The sequence below is a fragment of the Paenibacillus sp. NPDC058898 genome (assembly GCF_049316025.1).
Lineage (GTDB): Bacteria > Bacillota > Bacilli > Paenibacillales > Paenibacillaceae > Paenibacillus_AQ.
The window spans coordinates 510,625-527,275 of the sequence record NZ_JBMOSM010000004.1; the positions used below are offsets into that span (position 1 = coordinate 510,625).

General features: G+C 49.5%; 17 protein-coding genes, 1 pseudogene and 1 other annotated feature (1 of these 19 cut by a window edge). Of the genes and pseudogenes, 15 read left to right on the plus strand and 3 right to left on the minus strand.

From position 1 onward, the window contains the following. Positions 1-9 precede the first annotated feature (9 nt). The 4 genes from ACOZB4_RS14310 to ACOZB4_RS14325 all read left to right on the plus strand — a co-directional run bounded on the left by ACOZB4_RS14310 (position 10) and on the right by ACOZB4_RS14325 (position 4,137). Positions 10-930 carry a carbohydrate ABC transporter permease gene (locus tag ACOZB4_RS14310; protein ID WP_379406434.1) on the plus strand — a complete coding sequence of 307 codons (921 nt, stop codon included), beginning with the start codon at positions 10-12 and terminating at the stop codon, positions 928-930. Between the two features lie 44 nt (positions 931-974). Continuing rightward, complete coding sequence (locus tag ACOZB4_RS14315) at positions 975-2,594, plus strand: extracellular solute-binding protein (RefSeq protein WP_379406433.1); 1,620 nt, start codon at positions 975-977, stop codon at positions 2,592-2,594. A 3-nt stretch (positions 2,595-2,597) separates the two neighbouring features. Next, positions 2,598-2,750 carry a hypothetical protein gene (locus ACOZB4_RS14320; RefSeq protein WP_379406432.1) on the plus strand — a complete coding sequence of 51 codons (153 nt, stop codon included), beginning with the start codon at positions 2,598-2,600 and terminating at the stop codon, positions 2,748-2,750. Between the two features lie 304 nt (positions 2,751-3,054). Next, positions 3,055-4,137 (plus strand): Gfo/Idh/MocA family protein, encoded by a 1,083-nt coding sequence (locus ACOZB4_RS14325; RefSeq protein ID WP_379406580.1) that lies wholly within the window; start codon positions 3,055-3,057, stop codon positions 4,135-4,137. Here the strand turns inward: ACOZB4_RS14325 and ACOZB4_RS14330 are convergent. The 3 genes from ACOZB4_RS14330 to ACOZB4_RS14340 form a co-directional block, all read right to left on the minus strand. After that, entirely contained in the window at positions 4,132-5,106 is a 975-nt protein-coding gene (locus ACOZB4_RS14330; protein ID WP_339272058.1) for a hypothetical protein, read from the minus strand. The genes ACOZB4_RS14325 and ACOZB4_RS14330 overlap by 6 nt on opposite strands. A gap of 435 nt (positions 5,107-5,541) precedes the next feature. Then, positions 5,542-6,108: a redoxin domain-containing protein gene (locus ACOZB4_RS14335; protein WP_379406431.1), complete on the minus strand. Its 567-nt coding sequence runs from the start codon at positions 6,106-6,108 to the stop codon at positions 5,542-5,544. 86 nt (positions 6,109-6,194) lie between these two features. Then, positions 6,195-6,863 carry a Crp/Fnr family transcriptional regulator gene (locus ACOZB4_RS14340; RefSeq protein WP_379406430.1) on the minus strand — a complete coding sequence of 223 codons (669 nt, stop codon included), beginning with the start codon at positions 6,861-6,863 and terminating at the stop codon, positions 6,195-6,197. A 190-nt stretch (positions 6,864-7,053) separates the two neighbouring features. On the opposite strand from ACOZB4_RS14340, the gene ACOZB4_RS14345 reads away from it, so the two are divergent. The 11 genes and pseudogenes from ACOZB4_RS14345 to ACOZB4_RS14395 all read left to right on the plus strand — a co-directional run bounded on the left by ACOZB4_RS14345 (position 7,054) and on the right by ACOZB4_RS14395 (position 16,365). Beyond that, a complete protein-coding gene (locus ACOZB4_RS14345; RefSeq protein ID WP_379406429.1) occupies positions 7,054-8,685 on the plus strand; it encodes a cobyric acid synthase in 1,632 nt (543 codons plus the stop codon). A 192-nt stretch (positions 8,686-8,877) separates the two neighbouring features. After that, positions 8,878-9,750: a hypothetical protein gene (locus ACOZB4_RS14350; RefSeq protein ID WP_379406428.1), complete on the plus strand. Its 873-nt coding sequence runs from the start codon at positions 8,878-8,880 to the stop codon at positions 9,748-9,750. Between the two features lie 23 nt (positions 9,751-9,773). Continuing rightward, entirely contained in the window at positions 9,774-10,013 is a 240-nt protein-coding gene (locus ACOZB4_RS14355; RefSeq protein ID WP_379406427.1) for a glutaredoxin family protein, read from the plus strand. Between the two features lie 386 nt (positions 10,014-10,399). Beyond that, positions 10,400-10,603, plus strand: coding sequence for a hypothetical protein (locus tag ACOZB4_RS14360; protein ID WP_076321315.1), 204 nt, complete (start codon positions 10,400-10,402; stop codon positions 10,601-10,603). A 24-nt stretch (positions 10,604-10,627) separates the two neighbouring features. Beyond that, entirely contained in the window at positions 10,628-11,308 is a 681-nt protein-coding gene (locus tag ACOZB4_RS14365; RefSeq protein WP_339272064.1) for a hypothetical protein, read from the plus strand. Further along, positions 11,305-12,504 carry a glutathionylspermidine synthase family protein gene (locus tag ACOZB4_RS14370; protein WP_379406426.1) on the plus strand — a complete coding sequence of 400 codons (1,200 nt, stop codon included), beginning with the start codon at positions 11,305-11,307 and terminating at the stop codon, positions 12,502-12,504. The genes ACOZB4_RS14365 and ACOZB4_RS14370 overlap by 4 nt, the downstream gene beginning before the upstream one ends. After that, positions 12,505-13,176: a signal peptide protein gene (locus ACOZB4_RS14375; RefSeq protein ID WP_379406425.1), complete on the plus strand. Its 672-nt coding sequence runs from the start codon at positions 12,505-12,507 to the stop codon at positions 13,174-13,176. Further along, entirely contained in the window at positions 13,173-13,565 is a 393-nt protein-coding gene (locus tag ACOZB4_RS14380) for a DUF350 domain-containing protein (protein WP_215156138.1), read from the plus strand. Before ACOZB4_RS14375 ends, ACOZB4_RS14380 begins: the two co-directional genes overlap by 4 nt. A gap of 34 nt (positions 13,566-13,599) precedes the next feature. Continuing rightward, a complete protein-coding gene (locus ACOZB4_RS14385; RefSeq protein ID WP_379406424.1) occupies positions 13,600-14,622 on the plus strand; it encodes a potassium channel protein in 1,023 nt (340 codons plus the stop codon). Between the two features lie 166 nt (positions 14,623-14,788). Then, positions 14,789-14,887: pseudogene (locus ACOZB4_RS14390) on the plus strand (fructokinase); the annotation flags it as partial. A 173-nt stretch (positions 14,888-15,060) separates the two neighbouring features. Continuing rightward, positions 15,061-16,365 (plus strand): Gfo/Idh/MocA family protein, encoded by a 1,305-nt coding sequence (locus tag ACOZB4_RS14395; protein WP_379406579.1) that lies wholly within the window; start codon positions 15,061-15,063, stop codon positions 16,363-16,365. Between the two features lie 125 nt (positions 16,366-16,490). Beyond that, positions 16,491-16,651: a binding site (T-box leader), on the plus strand; it runs 108 nt beyond the window's last position.

Genomic DNA, 16,651 nt, shown 5'->3' on the forward strand with positions numbered 1-16,651 from the left:
AAGGGTTCTATGGGCGTTGTGGAAATAAGAGAGAAGACAGCGCCAAGGCAGAGGAATACCCGATCTTCCGACAGGGTGCTGGAGATTGGCCTGTATGTATTCGCTGTCTTGATGCTGATTGTGTTGATCTACCCGCTATACTTCATCATCATTGCTTCGTTCAGTGAGCCGGCGGCTGTTGCGAATGGACAGGTATGGCTTTGGCCCAAGGATTTTACGCTGGCAGGCTATCAAGAATTGCTGAAGCACTCTAATATATGGATTGGGTACCGAAACACGATCGTGTATACGATTGTAGGTACCGCCATCGGCTTGGTGGTTAACATTTCTGCAGCTTACGCGCTCTCGAGAAAAGACCTCGTAGGCCGCAAATATATATCGCTGCTCTTTATTTTTACGATGTTCTTTAATGGCGGTTTAATTCCGACCTTTATGACGATCCGCGATTTCCATCTGTACGATACGTTTCTTGTCATGGTGCTGCCGTTTTCGGTTGCAGCCTTTAACATCATCGTGGCACGGACTTTTTTCCAGAGCAGTATTCCGGAGGATTTATGGGAGGCGGCCCAGCTGGATGGCTGCGGAAATCTGAGATATTTCATGACCATCGTGATTCCGCTATCGAAAGCAGTCATCTCGGTCATTGCCTTGTGGACGGCCGTGGGTCATTGGAACTCCTATTTCAATGCCCTGATCTATCTAAAAGATACGAACCTGTACCCGTTGCAGCTCATTTTGCGAAATATTCTGGTTACCAACCAGATGCAATCCGCTATGGGTACCGGAGAGGCCGCGGCCATAGCGCTGCGACTCGCCAATATTATGCGTTATGCGGTCATTATCGTCGCAACGGTACCGATTATGTGCATCTACCCGTTCGTGCAGAAGTATTTCAATCAGGGGGTGATGATCGGAGCCGTGAAGTCGTAAAGCCGGATAGATCTATTAAAAATAATAATTGGGGGAATGGTTGAATGGGAACAAATAAGGCAATGAGGAGACATCGTCTGAAGCTGGCTGCCGTCATTATGTTGGCCGGAGTACTGCTGTTAAACCTGGCGGGCTGCAGCGGCGGCAAGAGCAATGATACTAAAACGGATACCGAAGCGGCTTTTAACAAAGAAGGTCTGCCGATTGTCAATGAGCCAATAACGCTGGATGTGCTGACCGTTCGCTGGGGCAACATGGGAGATACGTTCCTCCAGAACCAGTGGCTCAAGGATTTAGAGAAGGAGACCAATGTCAAAATCAATTGGCAAATCATGTCCTCGAATGATTGGGGCGAGCAAAAATCGATCATGCTGGCGAGCGGTACGCTGCCGGATATTATTTTCGGCGATATCGTATTCAGCGATTCCGATATCGTGAACAACCTGTCGTATTTCCGCCCGCTGGATGACTACATCGATCAATACATGCCGAACCTGAAAGCGGCGCTGGAAGAAACGCCCGAAATGAAAAAGATGAGCACATTCCCGGACGGGAAAATCTACTCCTTGCCGGCACGGCTGCCGTCAAGGCCGAAAGCATCGATCCAGCCGATCATTAACAAAACATGGCTCGACCAGCTCGGACTGGATATTCCGGACAACACAGACGAGCTCTACGAGGTGTTCAAAGCGTTTAAAGAACAGGATCCAAACGGCAATGGCAAGGCCGATGAGATTCCGGTCAGCGGATCGGGGAACATCAGCATCGACCTGCTGAATCCGTTCGGCATCACGGACATTAACGGCAACAGCATGATGGTCATCGATAACGAGCCCGTGTTCTACCCGGTGACGGGGAACTACAAGGAAGCGATCAAGTGGGCGCATAAGCTGTATTCGGAAGGACTGATCGACCAGGAGATTTTTACGCAGGACAGCACCATGTCCACGGCGAAGCATCAGAATCCAGATGCGGCGCTGATCGGTTTCTCCAACCAATGGGTGCCGGATGCGGTGTTCGGGAAGTGGAAGGATCAATATATTGCGATTCCGTCCATCGCCGGACCTGACGGAAAAAGGTATCAGGGCGGCGAGCCTCAAGGCATGAGCCTGCGGAGAAACGAGTTCCTTATCACCACGTCGAACAAGTATCCGGAAATTTCGGCTCGCTTCGCGGACCAGTTCTACACCAATGAAGCGAGCATCCAGAATTTCTGGGGCGCCATCGGCACGGTGATTCAGAAGAACGACGATGGGACGTTTACGCTCATGAATCCGCCGGAAGGAACGAGTGCGGATGCGTGGTACTGGGAGCAATCCGTAAGGGATTTCGGTCCCAAGTATGTAAGCCCCAGCTTTGAGAAAAATATCATTCTGGATGAGACCACGGGCGACGGCTTGAAGTTGGTCATCGATAAGCTGGGAAGCGAATACGTAACGACGCCGTTCCCGAACGTGATGTACAGCGCTGAAGAATTCCAGGAGCTGCCTACGCTGACAACGGATATCGACGGTTATGTCGGCACGACCCGGGCGAAGTGGATATCCGAAGGCAATATCGATGCGGAATGGGATGCATACGTAAAGCAGCTGAACGATATGGGCCTTGAGCGTCTGGTGCAAATCCGCAAGGAAGCCTATCAGCGGTATATCAGCGTCAAATAAGGATTGCCTGCATCCGTCCGGGCTGCCCCGCAGATCAAAATGCTGCGGGGCATTGTGGTTCCGGCGTGGGACGGAAACGATTTTTTGATCTGTATTCATGTGTCTGCTTCAACGGAGAAGGCGGAATTGTTTTGGAGAAGCGAAGCGGTCCCCTGAAAGCTTTCCATCGGAAAGCTCGCAACGAAAGCATATGCTATCCCCGGATTTCAACATTATTCACTTCATTCCGAAAAAATCCGGGGGTAACAGGGATCGGAAAAACGATCCGCATGCGTAGTGATGATTATGCTTCTGAATAGCATTCTAGCGAGCACAGGAGGCAATATGGGAAAACATCAAAGTCACGGTGTGGAATGGAATACCGGCATGAGAAACATAATGAACAGGTAGCCATCCTATATCCGAACAGCATATTCAATCCTAGTGATAGATAGATTTATAAACAAGGAGTGTTTCGATGATGAATAAATTTCGAATCGGCTTAATCGGTTTGGGCGGGATGGCGCAGGAGCACATCCGCTGGATGAATGAAGAGAACATCTATCAGTTCGTGGCCGTGAGCGACGTCAATGGGGAAGCGGTGGCCAGAGTAGGCGATCAGCTGGGGATTGAGGACGGCAAGCGCTATGCGGATTTCAAGGATTTAATTGAAGATCCTGACGTCGATGCCGTCATTTCGGTTACGCCCAACAACGTGCACGCCGATATCATCAGCGCATGCTTGCAAGCGGGCAAACCTTTTTTGGCGGAAAAACCATTTACGCGAGTCTTCGAAGAGGCCATCTCCTTGCTGGAGCTGTATGAGAAACAGCCCGTCCCCGCCATGATCGGGTTTACGTACCGTTATACGCCCGCTTTTCGTTATGCCAGGGAACTGATCCGTACGGGAAAGCTGGGTACGGTCCGTCACTTCTCCATTCAGTACTTGCAGGGGTTTGGCGTGCCGAACCAGCAGGTTCCCTACATGTGGAGATACAACAAAGGCATCACAGGGACGGGGACCCTGGGAGATTTAGGTTCGCATATGATCGATATGGCCCGATTTCTGTTTGGAGAATTTGAAGAAATTACGGCCCAGCTACATACCATCATTCCAGAACGTAGGGACCCGGTAACGGGAGCGATGGCCAAGATCGAAGTTGATGATTTTGCCAGCTTTCAGGCACGGATGACCAATGGCATGATGGGCGTGTTCCAGACATCACGCAATGCGTTCGGTTCAGGCAACCAGCATGAGGTGTCCATTTACGGCGATCATGGCACGGTCCACGCCAGCACATTGGATCCGGAACGGGTGGTATGGATTCGCGAAGAAGAGCCCGGGCAGCTCGCTAGAACGACCATGGAAGTGCCGCAGCATTGCAAGGTCAAGCAGTATGCCGATTTCGCCGCGATATTGCGGGGGACACCTACCGATGGAGTCCCCGGGTTTATGGACGGATACCGGAATCAAGAGGTGCTGGATGCGGTCGTTAGAGCAAGCGAGACCAAGGCCGTGGTAGAGCTTCGAAATACGGGCCAACGAATCCAGAGTTTGTCATAACGTCTTGCCCATCCAGATATACAGCGCCATCAAAGTGAACAGAAACAGACAAAAGTTAACGCTTACAAATAATCCGCGAAGTACAGCGGAGCGGTGGAATTGAAATGGAGTTTTAAGCTCACCCGTACCTTCGATTAGGAATAAGATCAGTACCGTGTGAATGATCGTATGGCCAATGACTTCTTTGTAACCGAATACAAGGCTTGTCATAATAAAAATGCCAGATACCAGCAGAGCGGTGAATCGGCTCATGATGCCTACGATAAATGCCCACGCTAGCCCTATTTCGACAAAAGCACTGATCATGACGAAATGCTCAATGGTAAATCCGAAGGTAGGAAGTCCGTAGCTGCCCATTACGGTGCAAGCAAGCTCGGGGATGGTCAGCTTTTCCATAGCAAGCCAAGCAAGGGACATGCCCGTGCATATATACATGACGGGAGGAGCCGTTCTTTTTATTGGAGTGCCGCACACAAACAGATAATATACAATACCGAGATAGATTAAATAATCGATGGAATGAAAAATGCCGTAGGTTAATGAAGCTTGTAGATAGAGCAAGAATAGGATGGCACCGCTCACCGGCAATGTGCGTTTATAGAGCAGGCAGGCTGCGGCGGCGGAGAGACCGAGGATAATCCACATGGAATTGGTTTTGAACTCGGGTGCCAGGTATGAGCCGCTCAGAAGCTGCAGCACCAGGCCGATGGCCAGCCCTATGCGCAGAATGACTTCGGAATGGGGCCTTAGTCTGTGCAGCCATTGGTGAATTTTCATGATGGGCCTCATCTTACCCAGGGGATCGTGAAAGGCACAGGTGAGTAATAGGATCAACAATGTAAACGCTAACCAAAACAGGAACGTCAGCGTAACGATACGCGGAAAGGGCAGGGGGACCCATTCAAAGTTGTCCGTAAACCATTTGACATGAATATAGATGTTGCTAATCTTGGAGAAATGCATTACCATTCAATCAGTTCCTCCCTTAACCAACTCTAGTCACCTATCCAAGATAATACAATATTAGATAAAAAAGTATATTGTTGGATGAATATATCCCCCATTTTGAAAATATTATCCCTTAAGAGCATTCATAGACAGCATTTGACTTTACAGTCATAGCGTCACTAAACAAGAGGGTGTCCCAAAGATCTTAGATCTTGCGGGAGGCCCCCTTCTTGCTGTTAGAAGACGCTCCGTGTACGAATCGTTCCTACCATCGCTGTTGCCCCCACTTTAGACGCAAAGAAACCGTTCTTTGGTAAAATGGAGGTGCGACCCAAACCATTTACGAAAGGAACGGTTTCTTTTGTACATTCAATATACCATGGACCAACTCTATCTGCCAATGGATTTGGATTTCCTTTTACCGCTGAATGCGACTTAATGACAGGCTCAACCCGGCTAGGGAAGCTGTGTTCCGGCAGCATAACGTTCAACAGTTTCATAAGGCAGATGATCGGTAATAAGACGACCGTAATGCGCAATCCGTATGATGCCGTCCTCATCCAACACAAACTCTGCCGGAATCCGATTGAAATTTGAACCTTCTTCCAGCGTCAGCTTGAAACCTGCCGCTTCTGCTTCATCCGTGAATTGATGCACATTCGGTTGTGCTAAGGTGGCTTGTGTCTTGGCTACCGAAGTCTCGACTCCATAGCGAGTGTAGAGCTCCGCATTCGGATCGGCAATAAGAGGAAATGGAGCATTCTGCTGACCGACATGCTGATGAAGTGCCGCTTCCGGTGATTCGAAAACGCAAATGACATCGAGATGATACTGCTGCTGCCACTGAGGATATCGCTGAATAAACTGGTGCACCCTCAGATTGCATAGTGCACAGGCTGCGTTACGGAAAAAAGCGAGAAGTAATTTACGTCCGCGATGGTTTTCTAGTGAAATGATATTTCTATTTTGATCTACGCTTTGGAATAATGGAGCATAATCTCCGGGTTGGAGCACATTGTTCATTTTGGATTTCCTCCTGGGTTAACGGTATATAGGCGTGAGGCCTATTACCAATGTAGCAGGGAGGACTACATTGCTCTGTGACTAGGTCACATAGCAGTTTCTGTTAGACAGCCCCGGTTTATAATTTTCACCCAGCCTCTTCCTGTTTCCAGCCATCCTTTCTTTTGGAAATGGCCCAGCGTACGGGAGACGACCTCTCTTACGGAGCCAATTTCATCAGCAAGCTCTTGGTGGGTTGTGTGCACTAACGGATGTTCTTCCGAGGTGATGCGCAGCAGAGTCCTGGCAAGGCGCTGCTCCAGCGGTAATGACTGTCTCTCCTGCAGCATATTTGCCATCCGCAGTGTTCCATCAAGCAGCCCACCAAATATAGCGCTACGGATGGGTTCATATACCTGCAGCCAACGGAGAAAGCTGCTTTTCAACACATACAATACCTCTACCTCGGACTCGGCAATGAGAGTCCCCGGATAATCCTGCCCGCTAAGCCCGCTAAGCACGAGGAGCGAACAGACTTCACCGGCTGATAGTATGTTTAACACCGATTCGTTGCCATCTTCGTTGATGATTGTGATACGGGCCGATCCGCTGATCAGGAACATTCCATACATCGTGGCATCCTCTCGATGAAAGATTCTCGATTTGGCATCAAAATGTTTTGTGAAAGCTTTAGCATGGATCCATTCTTCTGGCGGTACGACTCTCAAATAAGGAAAGATGTCGGTTATCTGCTTCTCATTCAGTTCAGGCTTCATGGTTTGTTTCCGCCTTTCGGTAATCATGCACGGACATGCGAAACTGCTATTCTATATTGTTAACATTTCGGGCTGACAAAGTTCAAGAGAATTTTCTGGATTTCATGCGGGAAGAACTCCTTTAGCGATGCGATGGTTTTGCTATAATGATGTGAGCAAGCGATTTAAGTCAGGGAAAAGGGTGAAGAAGATGAATGAAACGCAATACATAAGGGATACGCCCACGAAGATCAGGAAAGGACAGGGAGCGGTGCTCATGCTGCAGGGCACCGCTTCGGATGTAGGCAAGAGCATCGTAACGACGGCGCTATGCCGCATATTTCTACAGGATGGTTATCGTACGGCTCCATACAAATCGCAAAATATGGCTCTTAATTCCTACGTGACGCTGGATGGCAAAGAGATCGGCAGAGCACAAGGCGTGCAGGCCGAAGCCTGCGGCATTGCCGCAACAACGGACATGAATCCGATCCTGATCAAGCCGATAAAGGACATGTTTTCACAAATCGTGATCCACGGCGTTCCCCACATGCAGATGAGTGCGATGGATTACAGGACGCAGTTCCTGCCGAAGGCCAAAGAGATTGTGCTGGATGCACTGGATCGTCTACGGGAGAGCTACGATATCGTTGTCATGGAGGGCGCGGGAAGTCCTGCGGAGATCAATCTTAAGGATCGGGACATTGTTAACATGAATTTGGCAGGATGGGCGGATTCGCCGGTTATTCTGGTTGCGGATATCGATCGCGGCGGCGTGTTCGCTTCCATTGTAGGTACGCTTGAACTGCTCGAGCCCCATGAGATGGCCAGGGTCAAAGGGTTTATCATTAACAAGTTCCGTGGGGATTTAGCACTGCTTCAGCCGGGACTGGACTGGCTTGAAGAGCGGACAGGCCTTCCCGTGCTGGGCGTGCTCCCCTATATTCAGGACATGCGAATCGAGGCCGAGGACTCGGTTGTACTGGATGAGCTTCAATATCAAAGACAGGAAAAACGCGACCTCGATATTGTCGTTATCCGGTATCCGCGTATTTCGAATTTTACGGATGTTGAAACGCTGCGCTGGGAGCCGGATGTTGTCGTTCGCTTTGTCCAATCGGTGGATGAACTTGGCACGCCGGACGTCATTATTTTGCCTGGCACCAAGGATACGATCAGTGACCTCGGGTTCCTTCAGGATCGGGGCCTGGCCGATGCGATCTTGAGGCAGACGCAGCAGCGGGATGTGCAGTTGGTTGGCATCTGCGGAGGATATCAAATGCTGGGCGAGCAGCTGTCGGATCCGCATGCGGTCGAAGGAAGCGTTCGGGAAGCGAAGGGGCTTGGCCTTCTGCCGATTCGGACTTCTTTTTTGAAGAATAAAAGGACGGTTCGGGTGAAAGGGGAATTGTTACCGGAACATCCGCTGAGGTTCGTTACTTCGGATACAGAGGTCGATTTTACGATTACGGCCTATGAAATCCATATGGGTGTGACTGAATGGAGCGCCGTGTCTGACGGCTCAGGACACCGCCCGCTTTTTTCGATTGAAGCAGATGGCACAGATTCTTTAAAGGCAATAGAAGATATTCAGCCGCACATTGAAGGGATTGCTACTTCTGATGGCCGTATATGGGGAAGCTATTTGCATGGCTTGTTTGACAACGATGTCTTCCGCAGGTCCTGGCTGAACGGCATTCGGATAAAGAGGGGTCTGATTCCAATTCCGGAAACGTTTAAAGCAGAAGAACGCAAATTCGCGGAATTTGACCGTGTAGCGGACATCGTTCGTAATCATGTGGATATGAAAAAAATATATGAAATCATCGGTTATGCGCATTGAAAGATGGGGAATGCATCCGATCATTCGGGTAATAATGATGAATAGGAAGATAACACCATGCACACGGCATGGTGTTATTTGCGTGGAGCGAAAAGAAAAAAGTTGATTAATTATAGGATAGGGGGGTATACTAAATATAGGAGCAAATGAAAATTCATCTTGCAGTATAACCCATGATTGGAGTGATAGCCCATGTTGAATAAGAAGGGCACCATACTAGCCTTAACGGGCATACTTGCTTTTGGATTGTTGACAGCATGCGATAACGCGAAGCAGGCCCCTGATACGGGCGGTCATGGCGGAAACCATGAAAAGGAAAGCGGAAGCCAGGAAACGAACGGGCACAGTGAACACGCTGGCGGTCATGAAACGGCCTCAGATCATTACAACGCTGCATTTACATGGAATGAACCGGCAAGAGCAGGTGCTGAATCTGAGTTGACGATCCAAATTACGGATAAAGACGGTGGACCTGTCCAGGATTTTGATGTCAATCATGAGAAACTCCTGCATCTGATCATAGTGAATCGCGATTTGTCCTTCTTCAACCATATACATCCGGATTACAAGGAGAATGGCGTATTTACCGTGAACACGACATTCCCGGCTGGCGGCGAATATAAATTGTTCGCAGATTTTGTGCCTAAGGGTGCTGGAGGGACCACGCTTAGCGAATGGGTTCAGATTGAAGGAGAAGCAGGGAAACCTTCGGCGATTCAACCGGATTCCAGCCTGATCAAACAAGTAAACGGCAAGGAAATTGAGCTGAGTTTAAGCAATACTTTATCGAATGAAGAGGTTGTGCTCACTTATCATATTCAGGATGCGCAGACGAAGCAAGAAATCAACAACCTCGAGCCTTATCTGGGCGCAGTCGGGCACGTTGTCATTCTGTCCGCAGACGCTGAGCAGTACATCCATGTGCATCCTCTAGACGAGCAGAGTACAGGACCCCAAGCGGAATTTGCTACTACCTTCCCCCACAGCGGTATCTACAAGATCTGGGGACAATTTCAGCATCAGGGTGAAGTGATGACCGTGCCTTTTGTCGTTGAGATACAATAATTTCAGTTGAAGGAGTGATCGATATGACAGAACCATTGAAAATCTACACCATCCCGACTTGCAGCGATTGCCATCATGCCAAGCGTTACTTCAAGGAGCAGGAGGTTCTGTATACGGAGTATGATTGCACTCAGAACCCGGAATATCCGGAAGAAGTGCGACGGTTGACGGGAAAACAGATTGTGCCTACGATCGTTATTGGTGACAACGTATTTATTGGATTTGCCGATAACTTTCAGGAAATCCGGGAATTGATGAAATAAATAAGGGTTCATGGAAGTGAAGAAGAAGCATGGATCGTTCCCCGCGGGATGATCTATGCTTCTTTTACGTGCGTCTATTTTCACTCCGCGCCAATGGCCATAATTGCAACTCGGAGATGATGTTCATGAAATTTGATGCTACACCATATAAAACGTAAATAATGAGGTATTGTACGGCCAGAATGTTCGTTTTCATCAGTTTTTTAATGGTAATTCGCAGGTGTAAATAATCAGTAGCGGTGTTATTATATGGGTTGCGTCTTTTGGAAAAGATCATTGTGGCAAGCGTTGATAGCCCATTGAAATTTCTTGAAACGATTCGGAATATAACACGTATCAATACTCACTGCTTAGATGGAAGGGGTAGACACACAGTGGATAATGGAATGAACGTTATTTTGTTTGAAAAGAAGCCGGACGGTGAGCTGGTGCAGATCGAAGAACGGTCATGGACGATGAACATGGTCGCTGCACTGGAGCATGTGAATTATATCGTTGTTGGCGGCCGGGAATATGAAACGATTGAAGGCAGATTAAATGTAGACACGGGCAAACTTGAGCTTCTGCTCGTTCCGATGCGGAACGATTAATCTTGTCCGAAAGGAGAAACCATCTTGAGTAATGAAAAAGACAAAAAAGATCAGCCAACATCCAAATGGCTGACGCCGGAAGGCAAACCGATTCGGGTCCTGTCGAGCTCGCTGGGCATTGCCTTGTTGGCGAACGCATTTCTGGTATCGGGCGCGGCAGCGAAAGACCTTGCTTCGGAAGCGGTTACTTCATCCGAAGAGCCGCAGCTGGTGTCCTGGTCGACAGAAGAAGTGAAGAAGTATTTTGACAAGAATGTGGATTGGAACATTCCGTTTCCTAGTGAGGAAAAATTCCAGGAAGAGCCGGTAGAAGGAGCCGCTGCAGGATCGGGTTCGGGCGGCGGAACAACGATCGTCAACAACTATGGCGGGTACAATTCCGGTTTCGGCTGGGATGACTTGCTGCTCTATCACATGTTGTTTAACAATGGTTCCTATTATTCATCCAGCGGATGGTACAACAATCATCGCGGTTATTATGCGAATAACGGCAAGCCTTATAAACCCCGCACGTATTCGAGTGGTACGTTCCAGAATAAACCGGTGGTGAACTCCAATGTTCGCCCGAAAACCTCCACTTCATCGTCAGGAACGATTACACGCCGCTCCACGTCGTCCAAGTCTGGTGGCATCGGCGGCAATTCCAGCGGGTTCAGTTCCTCGGGTTCGAAATCCAGCTCCAGATCTGGTGGTTTTGGAGGATGAGTCACGACAGCGTATTCACCGTATCGGGACAGCCTAGCCCCAATCGGGATGGGCGGGTATCGGAGCTCGCGGAGCTCGGCTTTACCTGGGCGGATCTGGAAGGGGAAGCCTACTGGATAGACCAGATCGTCACCATACGTCAAGAGACCTATCGTGAGCTGGAAGAAGCAGCCGCGATATTATGGGCCATGTTGGACAAAACCGTTCGTTATATTCATCGCAATCATCATATATACAGCTTGATTGGCATTCCGCCTATCCTGTGGCAGATGCTGGACGAATGTCCGCTGCCGGAAGAGGGATTGATCAGCCGGTATGCCAGGTTTGATTTTGCTATTGCCCATGATGGCAGCATCAAGCTGCTGGAGCTGAATGCGGACACGCCTACAGGTTATGTTGAGGCTTCCATTGCAACGCCGTGGATGTGCCGTCAGGTCGGTATTGTCTCTCCCAACGAACGGATGCAGGAACTGGTCGCACAAGCGTGGGGAGCAGAGCGTCCGGATACGGCTGCCTGCATCGCTTATGGCGAACATAGAGAGGACTCCGGTACGATCGAAGCGTTGGTTCGGCACAGCGGGCTGGATATCCGACTGGTGGATTGTCTTGATCTGTGGGTGGATGAAGGTATGCTGAAGGACGTCGATGGCCGGGAGATTCACCGGATGTTCGCCCTATATCCGAAGGAGTGGATGTCCGTCGATGATGGCGGAGATGCGCTTGCTTATGCCATCGAGACGGGACGCCTGCAGCTGTTCAACTCGCCGCACAGCATTTTACTGCAATCCAAAGGACTGCTTGCCGCCATGTGGGGGATGTATGAGCTGGGCCTTTTGTTCGATGAGACAGAACGGGAAGCCATCGTCAATTATATGCTGCCCACTTACAACAAACCGGTATTCTCCGGTAATTTTGTGTCCAAGTCGATGTTCGGTCGCGAGGGTGGTTCTGTCAAGCTGTACGACCAAGCCGGACAAATCGAGGTAGAGGATCAGGACGGATATGATACAAGTGTCATGTTTCCGACGGTCTATCAGCGGAGGGCAGACCTGGCTCGCATCGAGACGGCGGAGGGCCATTTTCATTTACTGACAGGATTGTTCGTCCTGAATGGCACCCCTTGCGGTTTGCTGGGACGTGCGGGCGGTTTGATTACGGGTAATTCCAGCCATTTTATCGCAATGGGAGTGAAATAAATGCAGTTGAAACAAGATAGAAGGCAGCATAGCGGTGCTCCTAAGGGAAAGAGGAAACCTCCGGTCGTTCTGGCGGTTCTACTATTATCCCTCATGGTCTTGGCGCTGAGTGCATGCTCCAATGGGTCCACGGTATTTCATACCGGATCGGAGGAAGTATCTTCAACCTCTGCTCGCGTGCCTTGGGACTACCGGATCATTGAAGGAACCGTCGGTGATTTGATTGGCGGCGATATGACCGTGCTGCCGGATAACGAGCTCCTGCCGAACGATAACAACTATGCTACCGGGGACAAAATTTGGACGCTTCAATTCATGGATGCGGAGCTTACCACGGATGCGAATCAACGTAATGATATCCGGTTATCGTCTTGGCAGATCCTTAAGTCGTTCAAGGACAAAAAGACGGCAGAATCGGATTTGACCAACCTGAAAGTCACGGTCAAAACTGACGTAAAGCTGGTTGGGGTTTATAAAACAACGTATAAAAAAGACACCAGGCATTTTGCTGTCATCGAACTGCCGACGGGCAATCGGATCAAGCAGCCGATCGATGAGAAGCGTTATGCCGCAATGGAAAAGAAGGACAAGGTTGATGTTGTATTGGAGGAAGTGCATGATTTCGCCGATTACGACTTGGTCTATGCAAAATTTCGGGGGTGGGCGGATTGACGGTCGTCATTAATATTGTAGTAAGTGTAATCTGCATTATCGTGCTTCAATTACTGGGTATGTTGATTTTCAGCTGGATGACCCGATTTAACGACATGGAAGAGCTGAAGAAAGGCAATGTCGCGGTTGGTCTTGCCTTTGGCGGCAAGTTTATGGCAACAGCCATTATTCTGGGCATATCGGCGTATACGAATTCATCGATCTGGCACATGATACTGTGGTTTACCGTTGGGTATGTATGCTTGATCGTTGCCTATTGGGTATTTGAGCTGGCTACGCCGGGTCTTAAACTTTCCGAGCACCTGCAAAAGGGGAACGTAGCGATCGGCATTCTGCTTGCGATGGTGTTTATCGGGACGGCCTTTGCAATCAGCAGTCTGATTATTTAGAACGAATGGCACCATGGAGGAGAGGAGCAGATATGTGCACTTTTTTCTAAGATTATCTTTGAAAATGATGCGTCTGCGCAAAACAACGATCAGCGTTCTTGTGGTACTGTTTGTGGTGCTGTGCTCGACCCTGGCATTTCTGCTGGAGCCCGAAACCTTTCACCATTGGTTTAACGCCCTTTATTGGGTGCTTACCACGATGGCAACCGTAGGTTATGGCGATTACTATGCAGCTACCGTGCCAGGCAAGATATTAACGATATTCATCTATATCTTTGGCATCGGGCTGCTCAGTTTAGTGATCGGTAAGGTGATCGAATCGTTTGGAAGCATGCAGCGGCAGAGAGGAGCGGGCAGGTTGAATTTTAAGGGTAATGGTCATGTCATCATAATCAATTGGAGCAAAAAAGCAATGTCCGCGATCGATGAGATTTTGTCGTATTCGCCGGAGTCCGAGATTGTGGTCATTGATGATACCAGTCAGCATCCTGTCGAACATCTCGAACAGGTTCATTTTGTAAGCGGCGATCCTGCAGCGGATGACGTGCTGATGAGAGCCAACATCATGGAGGCCAAATCGGCCATAGTCTTTGCGGATGCCCGGATTGATGAATCGGCTCTCGTGGACGGCAAGTCGCTGCTGATTGTTTCCAGCATTGAACGGATTGCGCCAAATGTACATACCACAGTGGAGATCGTGCAGGAGAAGCATGTTCAGAATTTCCGCTACAATCATGTGAACGAGTTTGTGCTCTCGCACGATGCCGTGTCCAGATTGGCTGTGCGAGCGGCGCTGCAGGAAGGAAACTCGGATGTGCTGATGCAGCTGCTGAGCCGCCAGCATGGCGATGATATTTACGAAGTGGCGTGGAACCCTGCATGGAAGACCTACGGCGATGCCTTTCAGGATCTGCTGCGGCAAGGAGCGACGCTTATCTCCGATCGCAATGATCTTAGCATTAACCGCAAGCTCGATGTGCCGATTCCGCGGGATGCGAGATTGTATGTGGTTTCGGACGAGGCGACCTATAAGCGGATTACCGGCAAGCTTGCTTGATAGGTGGATAAGTAAAATTTTGAACAATAGGGCTGTCCCAAAAGCAGGTCTACATTCTTGACGAGATAGCTAACCTTATGAAAAAAAACGTTAACAAATAAAGAAATGGCAGTACAGAGGAGAACATCCCTGAACCGTCATTTCTTTGTTTTGGTTTATTGCGCCTCCGGAGGACACCTACGAAGGCACGTGTCCGTACCATAAGGATTGCCTTGAGGGCTTGGCAGCCGGCCCGTCGCTCGGTAGACGCTGGGGCATGGCCGGCGCGGCATGCCTATCCCTTGGTCGCTTGATGGATAAAGGATTTTTCCCTTTATATAAACGCCTATAAAATTTGGATTGTTCTACAATTGACTTAGGCAGAAGTTCGGGTATACCATACTATGGTAGATTGCCCGATGATGTTGTATCCACTTCATAGTTTCACAAGGAGTAATCATTATGACAATAAAGGCTATATTGATCGGCGCCGGTGTCCGCGGTGCGAACGTTTACGCACCTTATGCCAGGAATCACCCGGATCAATTGCAGTTTGTCGCAGTAGCAGAACCGGATCCGATACGAAGATCTTCGTTTGCGATGCAGTACCATATACCGGATGACCAGATCTACGAGGATTGGCGCGATGTGCTTCAGAAGCCTAGGTTTGCCGATGCTGTCTGGATCTGTACCCAAGATCGTATGCATTATGATGTTGCCATGCTTGCTCTTCGGCAAGGGTATCACGTCCTGCTCGAGAAGCCTATTTCCCCTTCCCCGCTGGAATGCCTGGAGCTGGAGGAGACGGCCCGAAAGAGCAACCGTTTATTGACTATCTGCCATGTTCTTCGCTATACCCCATTTTGGTCCGGCATTCACCGGATTATTGAACGGGGCGATATCGGCAGGGTGGTGGATATTCAACTCAGAGAAAATATTGGATACGCGCATATGGCCCACAGCTATGTTCGCGGCAATTGGAATAATACAGCTTCGGCGAGTCCGATGATTTTGGCCAAGTCCTGCCATGACCTGGATTTGATCTCTTGGCTGATGGGGCAGGACTGCGTACGCCTTACTTCTTTCGGATCGCTGTTTCACTTTACCAAAGACCAGGCGCCGGAGGGGGCGACGGAGCGTTGCTCTAGCGGCTGCCCGCATCTGAAGGATTGTTGTTATGTGGATCTCCGCTACTATATGGGAGAAGGCCGGCGGAGAGCCAAGCATTTTTCGGACGATCTGTCCGATGCAATGATTCGGAGACAGCTGCCGAATACGCCGTACGGGCGCTGCGTCTATCACTGTGACAATGACGTCGTCGATCATCAAAACGTCAACATGCAGTTCCAGAACGGCGCAACGGCATCATTCTCGTTGTCCGCGTTTACGCATGACAGCTCCCGCACGGTTCAGATTTCAGGGACGCGCGGCGAGATCCGGGGAAATATGGCAAGACAGGAGTTTACGGTATATTCCTTCGTGGATGGCGGGCGCACGGAGATCCGGGTTGAAGACGAGGGTCGCGAAGGAACCGATTCGATGCTGAACGAGTTTTGCGAGCAGGTCAACTGCTTTACGGGCAGTTCCTTAACCTCGGCATCCGCTTCGATTCAGAGTCACATGATGGCATTTGCGGCAGAGGAATCCCGCTTGAATGAAGGGCAGTGCATTGAGCTAGGAAAGTTGATTACCAATTACAGAGAGGAAGCCAGCATTTTCCGAAACTCGAATGAAAACGGCGCCAATCGTTACTGCACCGTATGAAGACGAGGGGTGCTCCAGAGTCAAACCATGACTTTTGGACATCCCTATTTTTGGTCTGGCTGCCCATTAAGGGATTGACATTCGGATTTGCTTGGATTAATATGGCTTAAATATTACGAACACTTAGAAAAGCGATGAAGAGAAGAGTAGTTAAGATACGTTGTTTGCAGAGAGCTCCTGCCTGGTGAGAATGGAGCAGCAATGTTCTTAATGAACAAAGACTCAGAGCTGCGTATGGAATTGGGCGGTTTGCTCAAGGATGTTACGCCGGGACTCTCCCGTTACA